Annotated in this window: 18 protein-coding genes; 9 read left to right on the plus strand and 9 right to left on the minus strand. The window is 59.3% G+C overall.

The features are described 5' to 3' along the window. Positions 1-55 precede the first annotated feature (55 nt). The 6 genes from PYTT_RS08495 (at position 56) to PYTT_RS08520 (ending at position 5,154) form a co-directional block, all read left to right on the plus strand. The gene (locus PYTT_RS08495; protein WP_067777702.1) at positions 56-1,762 is read left to right on the plus strand and encodes a SulP family inorganic anion transporter; all 1,707 of its coding nucleotides are present in this window, start codon (positions 56-58) and stop codon (positions 1,760-1,762) included. Continuing rightward, positions 1,749-2,411 (plus strand): LysE family translocator, encoded by a 663-nt coding sequence (locus PYTT_RS08500; protein WP_071133404.1) that lies wholly within the window; start codon positions 1,749-1,751, stop codon positions 2,409-2,411. Before PYTT_RS08495 ends, PYTT_RS08500 begins: the two co-directional genes overlap by 14 nt. A gap of 98 nt (positions 2,412-2,509) precedes the next feature. Beyond that, entirely contained in the window at positions 2,510-3,031 is a 522-nt protein-coding gene (locus PYTT_RS08505; protein ID WP_071133405.1) for a thioredoxin domain-containing protein, read from the plus strand. A 21-nt stretch (positions 3,032-3,052) separates the two neighbouring features. Beyond that, a complete protein-coding gene (gene trpS / locus PYTT_RS08510; protein ID WP_067777705.1) occupies positions 3,053-4,027 on the plus strand; it encodes a tryptophan--tRNA ligase in 975 nt (324 codons plus the stop codon). 101 nt (positions 4,028-4,128) lie between these two features. Beyond that, entirely contained in the window at positions 4,129-4,704 is a 576-nt protein-coding gene (locus PYTT_RS08515) for a hypothetical protein (protein WP_071133406.1), read from the plus strand. A 63-nt stretch (positions 4,705-4,767) separates the two neighbouring features. Next, complete coding sequence (locus tag PYTT_RS08520) at positions 4,768-5,154, plus strand: hypothetical protein (RefSeq protein ID WP_067777707.1); 387 nt, start codon at positions 4,768-4,770, stop codon at positions 5,152-5,154. A 65-nt stretch (positions 5,155-5,219) separates the two neighbouring features. Here PYTT_RS08520 and PYTT_RS08525 read toward each other — a convergent pair whose 3' ends face one another. Next, positions 5,220-7,034 carry a DEAD/DEAH box helicase gene (locus PYTT_RS08525; protein WP_067777708.1) on the minus strand — a complete coding sequence of 605 codons (1,815 nt, stop codon included), beginning with the start codon at positions 7,032-7,034 and terminating at the stop codon, positions 5,220-5,222. Positions 7,035-7,169: 135 nt separating this feature from the next. On the opposite strand from PYTT_RS08525, the gene PYTT_RS08530 reads away from it, so the two are divergent. Together PYTT_RS08530 and PYTT_RS08535 are read left to right on the plus strand one after the other, a co-directional pair. Beyond that, the gene (locus PYTT_RS08530) at positions 7,170-8,069 is read left to right on the plus strand and encodes an NHL repeat-containing protein (protein WP_067777709.1); all 900 of its coding nucleotides are present in this window, start codon (positions 7,170-7,172) and stop codon (positions 8,067-8,069) included. A 95-nt stretch (positions 8,070-8,164) separates the two neighbouring features. Continuing rightward, a complete protein-coding gene (locus PYTT_RS08535; protein WP_067777710.1) occupies positions 8,165-9,400 on the plus strand; it encodes an aspartate aminotransferase family protein in 1,236 nt (411 codons plus the stop codon). 88 nt (positions 9,401-9,488) lie between these two features. Here PYTT_RS08535 and PYTT_RS08540 read toward each other — a convergent pair whose 3' ends face one another. The 8 genes from PYTT_RS08540 to PYTT_RS08575 all read right to left on the minus strand — a co-directional run bounded on the left by PYTT_RS08540 (position 9,489) and on the right by PYTT_RS08575 (position 18,966). Next, positions 9,489-10,622, minus strand: coding sequence for a glycoside hydrolase family 43 protein (locus PYTT_RS08540; protein ID WP_083077074.1), 1,134 nt, complete (start codon positions 10,620-10,622; stop codon positions 9,489-9,491). 116 nt (positions 10,623-10,738) lie between these two features. Continuing rightward, positions 10,739-11,314, minus strand: a complete 576-nt coding sequence (locus PYTT_RS08545; RefSeq protein WP_067777711.1) for a hypothetical protein — start codon at positions 11,312-11,314, stop codon at positions 10,739-10,741. 18 nt (positions 11,315-11,332) lie between these two features. Then, complete coding sequence (locus tag PYTT_RS08550; protein ID WP_141675908.1) at positions 11,333-11,983, minus strand: hypothetical protein; 651 nt, start codon at positions 11,981-11,983, stop codon at positions 11,333-11,335. A gap of 31 nt (positions 11,984-12,014) precedes the next feature. Next, a complete protein-coding gene (locus tag PYTT_RS08555; RefSeq protein WP_067777713.1) occupies positions 12,015-12,851 on the minus strand; it encodes a hypothetical protein in 837 nt (278 codons plus the stop codon). Positions 12,852-12,925: 74 nt separating this feature from the next. Beyond that, positions 12,926-13,507 carry a hypothetical protein gene (locus PYTT_RS08560; protein WP_067777714.1) on the minus strand — a complete coding sequence of 194 codons (582 nt, stop codon included), beginning with the start codon at positions 13,505-13,507 and terminating at the stop codon, positions 12,926-12,928. Positions 13,508-13,520: 13 nt separating this feature from the next. Beyond that, a complete protein-coding gene (locus PYTT_RS08565) occupies positions 13,521-14,051 on the minus strand; it encodes a hypothetical protein (protein ID WP_067777715.1) in 531 nt (176 codons plus the stop codon). Between the two features lie 182 nt (positions 14,052-14,233). After that, positions 14,234-15,346 (minus strand): acyltransferase family protein, encoded by a 1,113-nt coding sequence (locus tag PYTT_RS08570; RefSeq protein WP_067777716.1) that lies wholly within the window; start codon positions 15,344-15,346, stop codon positions 14,234-14,236. A gap of 101 nt (positions 15,347-15,447) precedes the next feature. Then, positions 15,448-18,966, minus strand: coding sequence for a DEAD/DEAH box helicase (locus tag PYTT_RS08575; RefSeq protein WP_067777717.1), 3,519 nt, complete (start codon positions 18,964-18,966; stop codon positions 15,448-15,450). Between the two features lie 300 nt (positions 18,967-19,266). On the opposite strand from PYTT_RS08575, the gene PYTT_RS08580 reads away from it, so the two are divergent. Then, positions 19,267-19,746 (plus strand): Lrp/AsnC family transcriptional regulator, encoded by a 480-nt coding sequence (locus PYTT_RS08580; protein ID WP_067777718.1) that lies wholly within the window; start codon positions 19,267-19,269, stop codon positions 19,744-19,746. The last annotated feature ends 2 nt before the right edge of the window (positions 19,747-19,748 follow it).

The raw sequence follows: 19,748 nt of genomic DNA on the forward strand, positions 1-19,748 counted from the left end.
TTGCCAAACAGGAGGAAGGGCGTATTCTTGTCCCTCACATTTTTTCCAATTGCTTATGTTGAAGCCTGTTTTGCCTTCCTGTCTGAAAACGTACGACCGTAAGACTCTGTTTGCCGATTTGGGCGCGGGGGTGACGGTCGGGGTGGTGGCGTTGCCTTTGGCAATGGCCTTTGCGATTGCCTGCGGGTACCGAGAGATTACTCCTGCAACCGGGTTGATTACGGCCGTGGTGGCGGGGTTGCTGATTTCCTTGTTCAGCGGGAGCCGGTTCCAGATCGGCGGCCCGACGGGGGCTTTCGTGGTGATTATCGCGGGTATTGTGGCCGAGTTCGGGATGAGCGGGCTGATCGTGAGTACGCTGATGGCAGGGGTATTTCTGGTGCTGTTCGGCTTGTTCCGGATGGGTGCGCTGATCCGGTTTATTCCGTTTCCGGTGACGACGGGGTTTACGACGGGGATTGCGATTACGATTTTCTGTACGCAGGTGAAGGATATTCTGGGGTTGTCGTTCGGGGAGTCCGTGCCTTCCGCTTTCGTGCCGAAGTGGCAGTGCTATTTCCGGGCGATGGAGACGGTGAATCCGTGGGCGGTGGGGTTGACGGCGCTGACGGTGGCGGTGATTCTGCTGGTGAAGAGGTTTTTCCCCCGATTGCCCGCGATGCTGTTCGGGATGCTGGCGGCGACGGCGGTGACGGTGATTTGGGATTTGCCGGTGCAGACGATTGCTTCGCAGTTCGGCTCGCTGCCGAGTTCCCTTCCGCTGCCCGCGCTGCCGGAGATGCAGTGGGAGCAGCTGCCGAAGCTGGTGCTTCCCGCTTTCGTGATTGCGCTGCTGGCGGCGATCGAGTCTTTGCTGAGCGCTTCGGTGGCGGACGGTATGACGGGGTCTCGCCATAAGCCGAATGCGGAGCTGATTGCACAGGGGATCGGGAATATCGGGTCGGCGTGTTTCGGCGGTTTGCCTGCGACGGGTGCGATTGCCCGTACGGCGACGAATATCAAGGCCGGGGGGAAGACTCCCGTTTCCGGGATCGTGCATGCGGTGACGCTGCTGGTGATTCTGATGGCGGTGGGGCCGTATGCGGCGATGGTGCCGCTGGCCGCGCTGGCAGGGATTCTGGCGGTGGTGTGCTGGAATATGGCGGATTTGAAGCTTTGCCGCGATTTGCTGACGGGGCCGCGCCCCGATGCGGCGGTGATGCTGATTACGCTGGTGCTGACGGTGCTGATGGATCTGGTGGTGGCGGTCGAGGTGGGCGTGGTGCTGGCCGCCCTGCTGTTTATCGGGCGGATGGCGCAGTTCAGCCAAGTGTCGATGATCAGCGATGAGGTGCTGGGCGCGGATCCGGAGGAGGATCCTTCCCGCAGCATTTATTTGCGCGAGGTGCCGAAGGGCGTGGAGGTGTTCGATATTCAGGGTCCTCTGTTTTTCGGGGTGGTGGAGAAGTTCAAGGATATTGTGCTGAAGTCTCTGGAGCATGATGTGTCGTTCGTGGTGCTGCGGATGAGGCTGGTTCCGGTGCTGGATGCGACGGGGCTGCATGTGCTGGAAGGGTTTTTCGCGCAGTGCCGCGAGCATGGCATCCGCCTGATGCTGTGCGGGGTGCAGGCGCAGCCGCTGGAGGTGATTCGCCATGCGCCGATGTACCGCCAGCTGAAGAAGTGCAATGTGTGCGCGAATATCGACGAGGCTTTGGCCCGTATTCGCGGGGCGATGGAGAAGGAGGCAACGCCCGCAGTGCAGGACGATGGTTCACGTTGAGTTTTCGGGTATGGTTTGGGAGCTTTTGCTGTTTGCCCTGTTTTTCATCTTTTCCCAGCTGAGTCCGGGGCCGGATGTAGCGCTGGTGTTCCGTGCGGCTCTTTCGCGGGGTTTTCGGGCAGGGGCTGCCGTGGGGCTGGGATGCAGTGCCGGGCTGGTATTCCATGCGGCACTGGTGTGTTCGCTGGGGGCGGCCTTGCTGGACTGGACGTATGCGCCGTATGTGTGTGCGGCTGCCGGGGGCTGGTTGCTGTTTCTTGCTTGGAAGGTGTATCCCCGCCGGGGTGTGTCGCAGGATGCCGGGATGGAGGGAGCTGCGCCAAAGGAGAGTCTGGCTTTGTTTTTCCGCGATGGGCTGGTGAGCAATGTGCTGAATCCGAAGGTGACGTTTTTTCTGCTTTCTCTGGCGACTCCGCTGTTGCGCCGCCATGACGAGCCTTGGTTCCCGTGGGTGATGGGGCTGGCGATGGTGGTGCCTGCCGCCTGCGGGTGGATGCTGTGGTCGGGGCTGCTGCAGTTTCCCGTATTGAGGGCGTGCTATGTGAGGCATACGCGCGGTATCGAGATGGTGTTCGCCGTGCTGCTGGCCGTGTTTGCTGCGGGGTGTTTCGTGAGTGCGGCGGCGTGGTCGCCATCGGTGCAGGGATGAGCGGAAAGGGGTGTATCATGGCGCATTTCCCGCTTTTCTTTTTCAATCGGTTTGTTCATCATTCGGGCATGCGTTTTCGTCCGGGTTCTCTCCTGTGTTTGTGTGCTCTTTTTTGTGCCGGGTGCGGCGATTCGGAGAATCGCAATGCCCGTTATACGACGTCCGAGAAGAAGGAGCCGCCGCGGCCCGAGGTGCAGGCGATTGAGCTGAAGCCGGATGCGGGGAGTTCCCGCGAGGAGGAGCCGGAGGAGGGCATGGCTTCGGTCGGTACGCGCAAGTTCAAGATTTTCAGTGCATATGCTGGGGAGGATATCAATCAGCTTCTCGGCGTTTCGGGGCGTACGCTGGTGCTCAGTTTCGTGGCTCCGCAATGGTGCCCGCACAGCAAGGAGATGGTGGCTTCGCTGAAGAAGGTGGCCGAGAGCGCGCAGGGGCAGCTGCAGGTGGTGTATGTGGATGCGGATGCCTTTCCCCAGCTGGCGAATAGCAACCGTTTCCATATCGAGAAGGTGCCGATGACGTTTGTCTATTCCGAGGGGATGCTGCTGTATTCCTTTACCGGCAACGAATCTCCGGCCAGGATACAGGAGCACCTGACGGCGGCCAAAACACAGAACTGATTTCCATACCTACTTGTTACCATGAGAATTCTGACAGGACTCCAGCCGAGCGGCAAGCTCCATATCGGCAATTATTTCGGCGCGATCGAACCGGCGGTTCGTTTGCAGACGCAGGGCGAGGCTTTCTATTTCATTGCGAATTACCACGCGATGACGACAATGGAGAGCGCAGAAGCTCTGCAGGAGAATACGTTCAATCTGGCCTTGGATTTCATTTCCTGCGGGCTTGATCCTGAACATTCCGTGCTGTTCGTGCAGTCCGCCGTGCCGGAGGTGAACGAGCTGGCATGGATTCTCAGTACGGTGTGCCCGATGGGTCTGCTGGAAAGGTGCCATTCCTACAAGGATAAGGTGGCCAAGGGGTTCCAGCCTCAGCATGCGCTGTTTGCCTATCCGGCGCTGATGGCGGCGGATATTCTGCTGTACGATTCCGATCTGGTGCCTGTGGGCAAGGATCAGAAGCAGCATCTGGAGGTGACGCGCGATCTCGCCGGGAAGATGAACGATGCGTTCGGCGAGGGTCTGTTCAAGTTGCCCGAAGCTTTGATTGCCGAGAATACGGCTGTGGTGCCGGGGCTGGACGGGCAGAAGATGAGTAAGAGCTACGGCAATACGCTGCCGATTTTCGGCGAAGAGAAGCCGCTGCTGAAGATGGTGAACAAGAAGATTCTGACGGATTCGACTCCGCTGGAAGATCCGAAGCCCGTGGAGGGTTCCGTGCTGTTGCAGCTGTACAGGCTGTTCGCGGGTGAAGCGGAGTATCAGGCGATGGTGGATGCACACCTTGCCGGCGGCGTGGGGTATGGTACGTTCAAGAAGCAGTTGTTTGAGGCGTACTGGGAGTATTTCCGTCCGGCTCGCGAGTGCAGGGAGGCCCTGCTGCAGGATCCGGCCCATATTACGGATGTGCTGGACAAGGGCGCCGCACGGGCTCGTGAAGAGGCTGCCAAGGTGCTGACTCGCGTGCGCAGGGCCGTAGGTCTTGGCTGGCATTGATTTCCTCCCGCCATGCTTCGCCTGCACGGGAGACCGTGTGCGGAACCGTGGCGGTTGTGTGATGCCGTGATTGTTTTATGTTCAGAATCATTGCCGGATGCATGACTTTCGTTCTTGGGTGCCTGGTGCTGCTGGGCGTCTGGGCATGGATGAATTCGTCTTCGAACGGCAGCAGTGAGGAAGCGCATGCTTTTGCTACGGCGATTTTTGACCGGAATGAGGAGAGGTTTCGCGAGATGTCGGATTTTATGGATGCCCATCCCCAGGTGGGTGTGTTTGCCCGCAAGCCGTTGATGCCCGGGGCCGATCCGCGCAAGAGGTGCGAGACGTTCTATCGGGACGGAGCTTTCGGTGAACCGGGGTATGAGGCTGATGCTTTATCCATGGGGTTGAAGACGCGGGAGGTGCGGCGGATGCTGGATCTGATGAAGCGCAGCCGTGTGTGCCGAGTTGTACGTCAGGCGGACGGGACGGTGTGTATGCTGGATTTGCCTGCTTCGTTCCCTGCGGCGGGTTGTGTATGCATTGTCCATTTCGTGATGCAGAGTGATTTGCCGGAAGTCCAGAAGGGGACGACCAGGACGCAGCTCCGCGAAGACGGCTGGTATGCGGTGCATAATCTGGGCAGGAAGGGGCATATCCCGGTGGAGACGACCTGCGGCGACGCATGGCGGTGAGCAGGATGGTGCGCCGTGCCGATTTGTCTTGATTCCTGCAGATGAAGCTTCTACTGTAGAAGTATGAAGACGGTTTTCGTTTGGCTTTGTGTGTTCGGCATGTCTTGTTCCGACGTTGCCGTTGCAGGGGGGAAGGATGTCCGTACGGAACGTGCATCTGAGCCCCGGCCGAAGAGGCCGGGCAAGTATCCGGTAGAGGTGGAAGATTATGGCAGCGTATTCAAGTACAGGGACAAGGCGTATTCTTCTGTGCGCGAGCTGTTGAAGGCCTTGGATACCAAGAAGTATTATGATGTGGCTATCAATTTCAAGTCAGTGAACGATGAGGTTGGGCTTCGCGTGATCCGGGAGTTGATGGCGGCAGGTATGAAGGTCAATTTTGTCAAATTCGGTCGTAACAATGGTATGCCGCGTTTTGTAGAGGTGGAGCAGGTGTTGAGCCTCCGTTAAAAGAAAAAACGCTCCGTCCGCCAAGGGATGGAGCGTTGTTTTGTCGAGAATGTTCGGATGCCGGGTCAGTTGCCGTAGCGGCGGCTGTATCCGCCGCCGTCTCCGCGGTCGCGACGCGTGCGGGGTGCGCGGTCGTTACGGTCGCGTCGGTTACCGTAGCCTCCGCCGTCGCGGTAGCTGTTGCCCTTGCGGTAGCCGCTGCGGGGGCGCTGGAAGGATTCGGCGTCTCCGGCGGGTTTGCCTTTGTCTTCGCGGACGTTGACTTCGTAGCCGCAGATCATGGTGGTGGAGAGTCGTTCCTTGAGCTGTTCGGCGACGGAGGGGTCGACTTCGATGAGGCAGTGTTTCGGGAACATGCGGATGTCGCCGACGGTGCCTTTGGGTGCGCCGCCTTCGTTGTAGAGGAGTCCGGCGATGTCCTTGGGGCGGATGCCGAGCATTTTGCCGCCGTTCATGAAGAGGGTGACGGTGTCTTCCATGCCTGCCCATGAGTGGCCTTTTTCGTAGCGTTCTTCTCCGGCCGGCTGTTCATCGGTATCGGCCTGGCGGGGGCGGGAGTAGCGGGAGGGCTTGTCTTCGGGGATGGGCTGGATTTCCCGCGAGGTGCGGGAGACGAGGAGGCTGAACATGGCCGCGACGAGTTCTTCGGCGGGAAGTTCGACTTCGCGCATTTCGTCCGGCAGGCCGCTGCCTGTTTTGACGCGTTCGAGGATGTCATCCACGAGGGCTTCCTTGCGCATTTGATCGACCTGCTCGGCGGTCATGACGGTTTCCCGGTTCATTTTTGTGCCGATGAAGCGTTCGATGCGGCCGAGCAGGGAGAAGTCGCGCCTGCCGATGAAGGAGATGGCCTTGCCTTTGCGCCCTGCGCGGGCGGTGCGGCCGATGCGGTGGACGTAGTCTTCGGGGTCGCGGGGGAGTTCGAAGTTGACAACGGCGTCCACATCGTCCACATCGAGGCCGCGGGCGGCGATGTCGGTGGCGACGAGGATGCGGAGGTTGCCGCGGCGGAAGGAGTCCATGACGCGTTCGCGGAGGTTCTGGGGCATGTCGCCATGGAGGCGGTCGACGGCGTAGCCGCGGGCCATGAGGCCGTCCACGATGTCGTCGACGACTCGTTTGGTGTTGGCGAAGACGAGGCCCATTTTGACCTTGCCCATTTCCATGAGGCGGCTGAGGACTTCGATGCGGGAGGAGAAGACAACTTCGTAAACGAGCTGTTCGATGGTGGGTACGGTGAGAGTGGGCCGTTCGATGTTGACTTCGACGGGAGATTCGGTGAAGCGGGAAAGGAGGTGGCGGATGGCCGGGGACATGGTGGCCGAGAAGAAGAGGGTCTGCTTCTGCTCGGGCAGGGAGGAGGCGATGCGTTCGATGTCTTCGAGGAAGCCCATGTCGAGCATCTGGTCGGCTTCGTCGAGGATGAGCATGCGGAGTTCGTCGAGGCGGAGTGCTCCCTGTTCCATGAGGTCCATGACGCGGCCGGGGGTGCCGACGACGAACTGGACGCCGCGCTGGAGGGCATCAAGCTGCGGGCGGAAGGAGGCGCCGCCGTAGATGGGTACGGCTGAGACGCCGTCGAGGAAGAGGGCGAGTTTGTCCACTTCGCGGCAGATCTGTACGGCGAGTTCGCGGGTGGGGCAGAGGCAGAGTACCTGCACGGCTCGAACGCCGGGGTCGATGGCCTCGAGCGCGGGGATGGAGAAGGCGAGCGTTTTGCCGGAGCCGGTGTGGGAAAGGCCGAGGATATCGGAGCCGGAGAGGGCTGCCGGGATGGCCTGCGCCTGGATGGCGGAGGGAGTTTCAAAGCCCAGGACCTCGATGGCTTCGAGGATTTCGGGGCAGATGCCGAGTTCGGAAAACGTGGTGGTGGACGTCATAGGCTTTAATGCGACATGACAATGCCTTTGTGTGAAGTATTTGTCGAGAATATAAGGCGGCGATGACGTGTTTCCCGTTCGCTGTCCTTTTTGCCGCTTGTGTTTTGGGGGGCGTCGTGGTATTTTTGCAGGGCAATGAGTAAGTGTTTTCTCGTTTCGGTTTGTGCTGTTCTGTTGTCCGCATGCGAGTCCCAAAAGGTGCCGACGACTTACTACGAAGCCGACACTCCGGGGTATGTGGAGAGCATTGTGGTGGACGAATCCCGGCAGGTCGGATATATGGGCACGCAGGGCGATAAGCTGGATGTGAGCGGACGGAAGGGGAAGGGTTTGATTGTGATGACCGGGTGCGAGAACGGCGCTCCGGTGCGCCGGAATGTGACGAAGCCGGGTGTTCTGCATTCCCCGAGGGCGCTGACTCTGCATGGCGGTCTGCTGTATGCGGCGGACCGCGGTCGTATCGTGAGCGTCGATACGAAGTCGGGCAAGGTGTCCACGGTGGCGGATTTGTCGAAGGCCGGAGTGGAGTCGATGCACGATGCGACATGGGCGGGTGAACGGATGTTCGTTTCCTCCCAGACGAAGAACAGGATTTACGAGGTGAATCCCGCAACGGGAAAATTTGCCGAAGTGCAGTCGAGCGAGCCTTTCCGCGGGCCGAAGGGGCTGACGTGGGATGATGGGGCGAAGCGGTTGCTCGTTTGTGAGTACGGGAGCGGCGAGAAGGTAGCGGACGGCCGTATTCTGTCTCTTGATCCGGCGACGGGAAAGGTGGAGCAGGTATGCGGACACCGGGGGAAGTTCAGCGGTCTGGCCCTGAATAAGGGGTTCCTGTATTTTTCCGATTGGAACAGGAAGAGCCGCCAGCCGGGCGCGGTGTGCAAGATGGATTTGAAGTCGGGGAAGGTGGAGGCTGTGACGCGCAAGCAGATGAACGGTGCTGCCGATTTTTGCGTGACGAAGGATGGAGTGGTCGTGGTGCCTGCGCTTTTCGACAAGAAGCTTTGGATCATCTATCCGAAGCAGGAGTATTGAGCGGTGCTGGCCGGTGCGGCAAAAGGCTCCATTGTGCTGCGGCATCGTGATTGACTTTGCCGGAGGCGGGGAGTACACTCGCTGCCTTGACGATCATGAATAACCAGTATGTTCTTCCCACATACGGACGCGCGCCCATCACGATGGTGAAGGGTGAGGGTTCCCTGATGTGGGACAGCGACGGGAAGTCCTATGTGGACTTCTGTTCGGGGATTGCGACATGCTCCCTCGGCCACTGCAATCCCGTAGTGACGGATGCGCTTTGCCGACAGGCGAAGACGCTCATGCACTGTTCCAATCTGTACGGCATTGCCCAGCAGAACGAGCTTGCGGAGGTGATTGTCCGAGATTTCATCAAGCTGCCGGGGCGCGTGTTTTTCTCCAACAGCGGCGCCGAGGCGAATGACGGCATGATCAAGGTGGCGCGGCGTTTCGGCCACAGGAGGCCAGCGGCAGACGGTTCGCCCCGCTATGAGGTGATTACCTTCCAGAAGTCGTTCCACGGCCGTACGCTCGGTTCGATGGCAGCTACGGGGCAGGATAAGATCAAGGCGGAGTTCGATCCGATGCTGCATGGGTTCAAGCACGTGCCGTTCAATGATCTGGCTGCGGTGAAGGCTGCCATCGGCAAGGAGACGGCAGCCATCATGCTCGAAGCAGTGCAGGGCGAAGGCGGGGTGAATCCCTGCAGACCCGAGTTTCTCCGCGGGCTTGCCGAGTTGTGCCGCGAGCACGATCTTCTGTTGATGATGGACGAGGTGCAGTGCGGTTTTGCTCGTTGCGGTACGATGATGGGCTGGCAGGCCGTGGCTCCCGATGTGCAGCCGGACTGCGTGTCCTGCGCTAAGGGGATGGGCGGCGGTTTTCCCGTGGGCGCGTTCTGGGTGAGCAACCGGGTGTTCGACGGCAAGGGAACGGAGCTTTCCTCGATCATGGGGCCCGGTTCCCACGGTTCGACATTCGGAGGTACTCCGCTCGCCTGTGCGACTTCCCATGCGGTGGTGACGGAGATCGTGCGCGCCGGGCTGGCCGAGCGTGCGAACAGGCTCGGAGACAAGATCCGCGAGGAGGTTCTTTCATGGAATCTGCCTGTGGTGGAAGGCGTGCGCGGACTGGGGCTTTTGTTGGGGATCGGCCTGAATGCCGGCCTTGTCGATGTGCCTGAAGGTGGCACTTCCGCCGGAGTGGTGAGCAATATGCTGCGCGAAGAGGGTCTGCTGACGGTGCCTGCCGGGCCGGATACGGTGCGCCTGATTCCTGCGCTGACGATTCCCGAGGATGTGCTGATGCAGGGCCTGGGCATCCTGAAGGATGTGCTGTCCCGCTTCTGAGGAATCGCCCGTTTGGAGATGTTTCAAGCAAAAACCGCAACTGCTTGACGGCGGTTGCGGTTTTTTTGCGCCGGGGAGAGGGAAATTGTCAGGGGAGCTGCCAGCGGTTCTTCCATTCGAGTTTGGGTTTCCCGTCCTCGAAGCGGATGGGGAGCCACATGTAGCGGCCGTCGATGGCGTTCTGAGGTTTCCAGATGTCTGCCATGAAGATGTAGGTGCCGGGTTTGCCCTGCACAGGGAGTATATAGGTGCTTTGCCCGCCGAACGTTTTGTCGGCACGAGGACCGGTGCAGGGGTTGCCGAGTTCTTTCCACGGGCCTTCGATTTTGTCCGCTACGGCGCTGCGGGCGGCATTTGGATACCAGCCCGAGCATCCTGAGCCGATGAAGTAGTATTTGCCTTCATGCTTAAAGACGGCGGGAGCTTCCATGAACCTGCCGGGGAAGGCGCGGACGAAGCGCCCGTTGTGGGCGGTGTAGTCGTCCGTGAGCTGGGCGATGTGCGTGGTGCCGTTTTCCTCCGAGGAGTAGATGTGGTATGCCTTGCCGTCGTCATCCACAAAGATGGTCATGTCGCGGCTCATCTGGCCGCCGGGAAAATCGCGCTTGAAGAAAGCGGCGAGATCTGCCCCTTCCGGATAGCTGCTGGAAGTGAGCTTGGGCATGCTGCCTTCGGCGGCAAGGGTGCGCTTTTCCTTCTGCATGTCGACCGGCCATTGCCCGGCATTGACGCGTCCTGCGCGCAGGAAGGTGAAGGGGCCCGTCGGCTTGTCCGCCACGGCTGTGCCTGCGTAGGCTGCCCCGTATCCCTTGCCCTTGAGTTCGAGGTGGAACCACATGACGTATTTGCCCGTTTTGCTGTTGTAGACGACTTTGGGGCGTTCGAGAATGCATCCTTTGACGATGGGGGATTTGGCGTCGTCAGAGACTTTCAGGGCGATTCCTTCGTCTTTCCAGTTGTAGAGGTCTTTTGAGGAGTAGCAATGGACGCCGACCTGAGCGTAGTTGCCGGCATCGCCTTCGATTTTGTGTTCTCCGTACCAGTAGTAGGTGCCGCGGTCATACAGGATGCCTCCTCCGTGGGCGTTGATGTGGACTCCGTTGTTGTCCGTCCAAATTTGGCCGGGTGAGAAGGAATCGTGCAGGGGTGCCTGAGTGTCCGGTGCGGCTGAGACGGTTCCGCAAAGAACCGTGAGAGTGAAGAGTGCGGGATAGGAATTCATGCTGTCGGAATGGTTGAATGGTGAATGAAAGAAGCGCGGCTTTTCCGGAGAGAGCCGCGCTTGGTAGGAAAGCGTTCGGTTGCCGTCAGGCAGACGGAGTGCCGGATATGCCGTTGTCAGGGAGCTGTGGTCGGGCTCGGTGTGGAGTCCGGTGTGGCCCGTTTGTATTCGAACTGCACTTTTTGCAAGGCTCCGTCGTTGGAACTGGTGAACGTTTCCCCGGCCACGATGCCCAACCCGTTGAAGTTGATGGTGCCGGTGGTCATGCCCGGATCCCAGGTGAGCGTGGCGTTCATGCCCTGGCGCGTGGCGATGAATGTGCCGCCGCCCTGTTCCTCCATGTTCAGAACAAGGTTGGCCGTATTGGCATTGCGCCGTGGCGTGTAGATGATGGTTCCGGGGTTGACGTAATTGTCCACGGTTTCACCGCTGACGGCTGCATAGGTGACAGAGAATTCTCCGGATGTGTATTCTTCGCGGTTGTTTTGCAGCACATGCACGATGAAGGTGACGTCGACCGTGTGGCCGTTGGATGCCGTTCCTTTCAGGCGGAATTCGTCGCCGTTGTTGAGCGTCTGCCAGGCAATGGCGGTTTTGATTTCGTCTTTTGTGGAGCTGCTGTTACTGCTGCTGCTACACGCGGAGAGAGCCAGAATCGCCAAGGAGGGGATGAGCCAGTGAAGCGGTTTCATGAGGATGCGGCGTAGGTGTTAGTTGACCTGAGGGTAGAAGCGGAAGGTGCCCTGGCTCATCATGGGAGAACCGTTGAAGGCATTGTTCACGAAGACCTGGCAGGTGTAGGTGCCCGTATAGACTGTCTGTCCGTCTGCATCTGTCGACATGCCGTTGAAGGTGAAGACGTAGCTGTAGATGAAGTTGAATCCTGCGGGAGTGGTCTGAGGCGGTGCTGTGCCCGTAGCTCCGATTCCGGTGACATACATGCCGGTAGAATCGTAGTTGATTTCCAGATAGGCGTTGGAGGCCGTAGTCCGGTAGGAGAAGTTGCGAAGCCGGTCGGCACGGTGATCCGTGTTGTACTTGCCGTAGATGTCGCCGGTGTGTTCCTGACAGGCCCAAGTGATCGTATCATTGATGGTGGCCTGCGGATCGTTGGGCATGCTGAAGTTGATGATGGCCTTGCCGTTGGCGGCGAGATGGCCGTTGCCGGCGATGTAGACGTAGGAGCTGTCTGTGCCGTAGTCGCAGTGGTAGGTGCCGGCCGTAGCGGTGGGGGCTGCGATGTTGTTGCCGGGATTGACGACGTCCGGATTGGAGGAAGAGGATCCGCCTCCACCTCCGCCTCCGCAGGATGCGAGGAGAAGGGAGAAAAGGCCGGTCAGCGTGATGCGGTGCATGTTCATGCGCATGATTTTTTGGCAGTGCGTGAGAGGTTTAGTTGGCGCCGGGGGTGAAAGTGAAGGTGCCCGAAGGGGTTGTGCTGACGGTTTGTCCGCTCATGTTCACGCCCGATGTGGAGTTGTGCCTCCAGCTGCGCATGTAGGTCAATTTGCAGGTGTAGGAGCCGTAGTATTCTCCGGCTTCATTGACACCCTTGAACATGAGCGTGTAGGTGCGGCGAATGGTGTAGGGCGCACCGAAGATGACCCAGTGGGAGCCCCATATGCCTTGCTGGAGTTCGACCATGTAATAGCCGTTCAGCGTGTATTCGAGTTCCAGAGTTGCAGTCGAGGAACCGGGAGTATAGGCGATGCGGTTGGTCCAGTAGCCGAGATTGCCGATGGTTCCGTCGTTTTGGCCTGTTCCCGGAGGGCCGACGATGTTGCCATTATCGGGTGATTGACCGGGTTCCCATGAGTTGTCAGGCGGGCCATTGAGAAATCCCGGGAAGAGGTAGACTCCATTCTGGTCGCGGGCGGCCCGTTCATCCGTATCAGTATTCCGGTCGTGAGGAATACCGAGACGACTGTCGGGGTCGGGCGTTCCATTCATATAGGGGATGAAGTCGCCTCCGGGCGTCGAGTTGACGATTGCGGGATTGACCTGGATCAAGGCTCCGGCATCCTGATCCAGAAATTCCTGGTCAGTGCCGAAATGAGCCGTGCCGAACAGGAACGAGCCGAATACTTCCTGAGGCGGAGAGTCGATCGGCAGGTAGGCCGATGTATTCAGGACGGTCGGGTCGGCGCTGGCATCGGAACCTCCGCATCCGCTGAATGTCAGGGATGTGGCGCAGGTGAAGCAGGCAAAGAGTGTGTGTGCGATTTTCATGCTGGAGGAATGTTGGCGTGCCAATCCGCAATCGGCGACTAGGGGCGGTTACTGCATATGGTGCAGTACCGGCGTTAGTTGTTGTTATTGTTGTTGGCCGCTGCGTTCGTGTTGGACGAGGCGCTGTTGTTCGTGGTGCACCAGAAGCGGCCGCTGTAGGATGTGACGGCGGAGGAGCCGTAGTTCAGGCGGTAGGAGCCTTGGGTGGACGTCGAGAAGTTCAGGACGTACATGGGTTGGTACTTGGTGAGGCCGTTGGGGTTTTCACCCCAGATGCCGCCCCAGAAGTCTTCTTGAGCCGCATCCACCGCGTAGATGATGATGGTGGATTGGTTGTTGGAGTCGCGCGAGTATTCGAAAGTAGCGAAGCCGTGGGCGACATTGTTGAGGTCGGTGACCTGTCCGTAGCACATGTTGCGGCCGAGGTCGGGGATGACGCCGCTGGAGCCGCTGGTCGTGCCGGTGAGGATGAAGCCGCCGGAGCCATAGACGCCGTTGGTGCCGAGAGCGGCTTCAATGGCGATGGAGACATAGCCGTTTTTGACGGCCGAGACGGAAGGTGCAACGGAGCTTCCTCCGTCGGAGCCGCCTCCGCATTGTGTCAGGACGATGCAGGCGAGAGTGGCCGTAGCGATGGTGCAGATTTGCTTGAACATGGTCGGAGGTTTTTTAGAAGGTGTTCGTGGAGGAGATGCGCGTATAGCTGAAGCGAGCGGTGCGGTTGCTGAAGGGCTGGGATTCCAGGATGCCGCCTTCGCCGAAGATCATGTAGCCCGTGGTTTTGGTTTCCCAGACGATGGTGGCCTTGGTGGAGCTGGAGTCCGTGCCGTTGAGGCCGGTGCGGATGACGGGGGTGTCGGTGCCCGCGATGCCGAGGGCCATCTGAGCCTTGTTGGTGCCGAAGATGGGGGTGTAGCTGAATTGGCCCGTGCCGGATTGCGTGGCGGGCGTGTCGACGCGGAATGTGCCGTAGGTTTCGGTGTTGGGGCCGTCGCCATTGGGCTGCATGGTGATGGTGACGTAGACGGTCTGTCCGTTTTCAGCAACGCCGGAGATTTGGAAGATGTCGCCTCCGACGAGGTTCGTCCATGCTACGTTGAGCTCTTCCTTGTTTTTGTTGTTGCCGCTGTCGTCGCTGCTGCTGCAACCAACGAAGCAGAATGCGGCGAGGAGGGAGAGTAATGAGAAGCTGATTTTCATATGCTGAGACTGTACAGTAAAAAGTTCGTAACGAAACTCGGAACGATTCTATCCTGTCGGGAGGTGAAGTCAAGGAAATTTTTCAAGGGGTTTCCGGAAAAAACGGGAGCCCGCTCTCCGAAGGGAGGGCGGTTGGCTGGGGCGGGATGTTTTTTCGTGCGCGGAGCGTTGGTTTCCAGTATCTATACTTTGATGAATGTCTTTTTGCGATACAGGAAGTAAAGGACGCTCCAGATGAGGGCGTAGTTGCCGAGCTGGAAGATGAAGGCGCCATAGTCTCCGCTTTGGCGGGCGAGGCCGCCGAAGAGGGCCCGGGAGATGTTGTGTTCGGGAGAGCATTGCGGGGTTTCGATCCACATGTACGCGAAGATGGCGTTGCTGCCGACGACGATGAAGGGGAAGGCGAGCCATGTGAGCCGGGCGATGTCCAGAATGAGGTAGAAGAGGGCCAGCAGGAGGTAGCTCCAGCCGGCCGCCCAGAGGACCATGGAGGTGGTGAAGATGTGTTTGATGATGGGGGTGTCGTAGCTGAGGGCCCAGCCGGAAAGGAGGAGGGCTCCACCGATGCCGAGCAGCCATGCGAGTTTTTTGACGGGGAGGCAGGGCGTTTTGAGGAGGTAGCCGCTGAGGGCTCCGAGCATGGCGGTGGCTCCGAAGGAGAGGTTGGTGAGGATCCAGCTGTAGTTGGTGCCGTCCTGCCAGCTGCCTTGAAGGTATTTGTCGATGTGGAGGGCGAGGTTGTCGTGCGGGAGGAAGAGTCCGGCCTGCGAGTCGCCGTAGGGCATGAAGCGCATGAGCGCCCAGTATGAGGCGAGGAGGAGGAGTGCGGTGACGATTTGGCCGCGCAGGCGGAGGTGAAGTACGCAGAGGGATGCGATGAGATATCCGCCGGCGATGGCCTGGAGGGTGTTGCAGAAGAGGGCCATGTTTTTCGGCTCGAAGCCGAGGAGTCTTCCCTGGACGACCATGCCGAGCAGGAAGAGGATGGCAACGCGCCGGAAGATGCGGAGGTAGGCTTTGCTTCTCATGCCCGGCGCGGAATATTTGCCCATGGAGAAGGGGACGGCGGCGCCGACGATGAAGATGAAGAGGGGCATGACGAGGTCCCATGCGGCGAAGCCTTCCCATTCGACATGGGTGGCATGGTAGCGGATCCATTCGGGCATCGGTTCGTAGATGAGGCCGAGTGCGGCGAGGACGAGGGCGAGGCCTCCCGTGAGGAAGAACATGTCGAAGCCGCGGAGGGCGTCGATGGCGAGGATGCGTGCCGGAGGCTGGGGCGATGATGTGTCCATGATGCGGAGAGTGAAGTGCGACGTGTGTATATACGCAAAAGCGCATGGCAATCTTGCAGGCTGCCATGCGCTTGTTGAAACCGGGTGCCCGGTGGGGTGTGTCAGTTTTCGTCGTCGTCTCCGTGGGAGAGGATGAACTGGAGGTCGTTCAGGTCGAGGCTGGAGGCGAAGCCTTCGTCTCCGAGTACGTTGCTGACGAGCTGGTTCTTCTGGTGTTGCAGGACGCGGATTTTCTCTTCGACGGAGTCGCGGGTGAGCAGGCGGTAGGCGATGACCTTGTTTTTCTGGCCGATGCGGTGCGTTCGGTCAATGGCCTGGCTTTCAACGGCAGGGTTCCACCACGGATCATACAGGATGACGTAGGAGGCGGAGGTGAGGTTGAGGCCCGCGCCGCCCGCTTTGAGCGAGAGGAGGAAGACGGATGGGTCTTTGGTGGTCTGGAAGCGTTCGATTTCGCTCTTTCGGTCTTTGGTCTGGCCGGTGAGGTAGTTGAACGGGCGGGATTCGCTTTCGAGCCGTGCCTTGATGATTTCGAGCATGGAGACGAATTGTGAGAAGACGAGTACTTTGTGGCCTTCGTCCCGAAGCTGGTCGAGGAGGTAGAAGAGGGCGTTGAGTTTGGCGCTTTCTTCCTTGGCGTATTTGGCGTCCACGAGGCCGGGGTGACAGCATATCTGGCGGAGGCGCATGAGGCCCTGCAGGATGGCGAAGCTGTTTTTCTTGACGGATTCGTCGGAGTCGACGCCGAGGAGGGCTTTCTGGATGCGGCGCAGTTCGGCTTTGTAGAGCTGCTGCTGGATGCCTTCCATTTTGGCGTATACTTCTTCTTCGGTACGCGGCGGGAGGTCTTTGGCTACCTGGCTCTTGGTGCGGCGAAGCAGGAAGGGCTTGAGGCGGGCTGCAAGGCGGTTCTGGCTCTGGGCGTCTTTCCGTTTGTCGAAGCGTTTTTTGAAGTAGGCACGCGATCCGAGGACGCCGGGCATGGAGAAGGCCATGAGCGACCACATGTCGAGGAGGCGGTTTTCAATGGGCGTGCCGGAGAGGACGAGGCGGTTGGAGGCGGAGATGTCGCGCGCTGCCTTGGCTGCCTTGGAGTCCGGGTTTTTGATCTGCTGGCCTTCGTCGAGGATGACGGTGAGCCATTTGATGGAGTTGAGCTGGTCGCCGCAGACGCGGAGCTGGGCGTAGTTGACGATGACCATGTCGAAGTTTTCGATGATGGTTTCGGCAACGGCCTGGTCTTTGTTGCGGATGACGAGGGCGCGGATGTTCGGAGCGAATTTCTGCGTTTCACCGGCCCAGACGTCGAGCACGGATTTCGGGCAGACGATGAGGACTGGCGGTGTTTGGACTTTTTTACGCCCTTTCTGGTTGTTGCGTACGTATTCTTCGCGCAGCCAGAGGATGTAGGTGATGGACTGGATGGTTTTGCCCAAGCCCATGTCGTCCGCGAGGATGCCGCCGAAGCCGTTGACGGCCAGGTAGGCGAGGAAGTGGAAGCCTTCGATCTGGTAGGGGCGCAGGGTGGCCTGAAGGTCGGTGGGGACGTCGGGTTTGACGTCGATTTTGATTTCGGCGGTGCGTTCCTTGATGCGTTTCCACGCTTTGGGGTCGAATACTTCTGCAGCGCGCGGGTCGGCGAGCTGCAGGGCGTGCATGCGGTGCGTTTCTCCGGAGAGGTCGAAGGGGTCGAGGCCGAGGCGTGTGACGGCGTCGCGTTGGTCGTCGTCGAGTTTGATTTCGAGGCGCATCCAGCGGCCGTCTTCCATGCGGACGTAGCCGCCGCGTGCGGAGACGAGGGAGCGGATCTGTTCTTTGCTGAGTTTGACGCCTTCGACGTCGATGACGACGCGGAGGTCGAACCAGTCGATTTCCTGGTTGACGACTTCGAAGCGGATGGCCGCGGCGATGGGGTCGGCCAGCAGGGATTGGAGGCCTTCGTCCATTTCGACTTTGATGCTTTCGGGGATGGCTTTGGCCCAATCGGCGAATTTTTCGGGGAACTGCTTGGTGATGCGGGATTTGAAGGCGTCCACCTGCGAGTCGAAGGTGAAGTTCATTTCCTCAAGCAGGTCGGGGATGGGATAAAGGTTGTCGCGAATGAAGCGAAGCAGGACGCGGTTGCGGACGGAGGCCTGATGGGTGATTTCCCAGCCGTCTTTGCCGAGGCGTTCGGTGCGGCGTCCGGGTTCGTCCTGCGCGGTGACTTCGAGGAGGACGTGTTCGGTGTCCGCTGCGGTGAGGCCGCGGACGATTTTCATGGCGAAGGTGGGTTTCAGCTCGATGTCTTCGACGCGTTCTTCCATGCTGGGGGGCAGGGATGCGCCGATTTTACGCAGGAATTCGACGCCGTCGAGGCTGTCGATGACGCTTTTCGGGATGGAGTAGCGCGGTTCGACTTCGGTGCATTCCAGCCAGCGGGGCGGGCCGGGGAAGACGGTTTCGTCGGACTGGTAGAGTTCGACCTGTCCGGGGAGCTGGCGTACGGAATGCGAGACGTGGACGCCGGCGGAGGTGACGAGCTGGAGGCCGAAGCAGTCCGGTTCGATGGGGTCGTCGATGCAGATCCAGCGAAGCGGGTCGGATACGACTTTGAAGTAGCATTCGTCGAGGTTGACGAGGTAGCCTTTGAGGGAGGGCTGGTGGAAGAGCCTGTTCATCAGAGAGCAGGCGGATTCCAGATCGAGGTCGAGAGCGACTGTGCCTTCCTTTTCGGCATATTCCGCCAGGAGGAGGAGGAGGAGTTCGCTCTGCGGGTCCATTTTCAGGGCGCCGCGGCGGTATTCTTCCACGAGGCCGTCAAGGAGGGACTTGTCGCGAATGGGTATCCATTCTTCCTTGATGTTGTTGCGGTAATCGAAGTGTGCCTCGTTGATGGTGGAGACGAGGCGCATGTGGATGGGACGGCGCGGCGGCTGCGGCGGACGTTCGTTGATGGACTGGATGCGGTCGTACCATGTGCCGACTTCCTTTTCGCGCTCCCATGCGCGGATCTGGTTCTGCACTTTTTCGAGGTTGGTGACGACTTCCATGAATTCCGGGATGGGCAGGCGCCTTTTGTTGAAGGCGTAAGCGATGTAGTTCCAGAATTCGAGGATGTTTTTGGGCGGGACGGACCAGAGGTCGAGTGGGTCGTAGGAGACGATTTCCCAGCGCGGGTTGAGGCGCACGAGGTCGTGGTCGTGGATTTCCTGCTCGATGGCGAAGCGGCGGTAGCGCTTTTCAAGTTTGGTGACGAAGTCGGCTTCGCGGTCGTCGAGTTCGCGGCCGAGTTTTTCTTCAAGGATGTCGATGAGGGGCGTTTCGTCGAGTTCGTTCGGCGATTCGGGCATGCTGGTGCCGCGGTACATGCGTTCCATCATGGTGGCGTACATGCAGGCGTCGGCGAGGTCGGCATCTTCGGCGTTGCAGGAGCCGAACCAGCGGTTTCCCTGGAGGCGGAGGCTGGTGCGGAATGTTCCTTCCCTGCATTCGACTCGGCCTTGTATGAAGAGGTGGTTGCCGAAGATTTGGGTGACTGCTCCGTCTTTCTGCAGTTTCTCGCCGAGGTTGCGCACATCCTCCGAAAAGGAGTTGAGAAAATTGAGCGTCGCGCGGTCCGGATTGAGAGACATGTTCATACCTGATAATTATTCTATTGCTGTCGGAAAGTCATCGTGGCGGAGCAAAGTTATAAAGCACTCAGTTTGCCCTGCACCTGTAAGACTTTCTCATATTTATACGAGTGTTTCAAGATTTCTCTTACGTGTTGACGATATTATTGTGTCCTCATGCCGTGTTCGGCAGATGTATTATGTCGTTTGTTTCTATTTTATTTTCAAATGTTTTACCTTGTTTTTTGAGAATGTTTCCCGTTTTGTAGCTGCCGGGGCTTGTGCTTGACGCATCGCGCCTTATGTGTCACGATACACAGGTAACGTATGACGCAAGATTCTTTGCTTAAAATTTTGGAATCGGATGCCCGCCTGAGCGACTGCGAGATTGCGGATCGCCTTGGGTTGACAGCCGATGAGGTGTCCGCCTGCCGTGCCGAGTTGGAGGAGCAGGGGCGGATCGTCGGATATCAGGCGATCACGAACGATGATGAAGAGGTCGGCGTGTCGGCCTTTATCGAGGTGAGGCTGACTCCCGAGCGTGGGGGCGGTTTCGACCGTCTGGCCGAGCGCATCGCCCGCTTTGACGAGGTGAAGTCCTGCTATCTGGCGAGCGGCGGTTTCGATCTGTTGCTGCAGGTGGACGGCTGTACGCTGGTGGATGTGGCGCGGTTCGTTTCCGAGAAGCTTTCATCGATGGACGGTGTGCTTTCGACGTCGACGCATTTCCGTTTGAAGACTTATAAGCGCGACGGTTTCCTGTTCGGGGTGCAGCCGTCTCATGAGCGCCTGAGCGTTTCACCGTGATT

This window comes from Neoakkermansia glycaniphila (assembly GCF_900097105.1).
GTDB classification, from domain to species: Bacteria; Verrucomicrobiota; Verrucomicrobiia; order Verrucomicrobiales; family Akkermansiaceae; genus Akkermansia; species Akkermansia glycaniphila.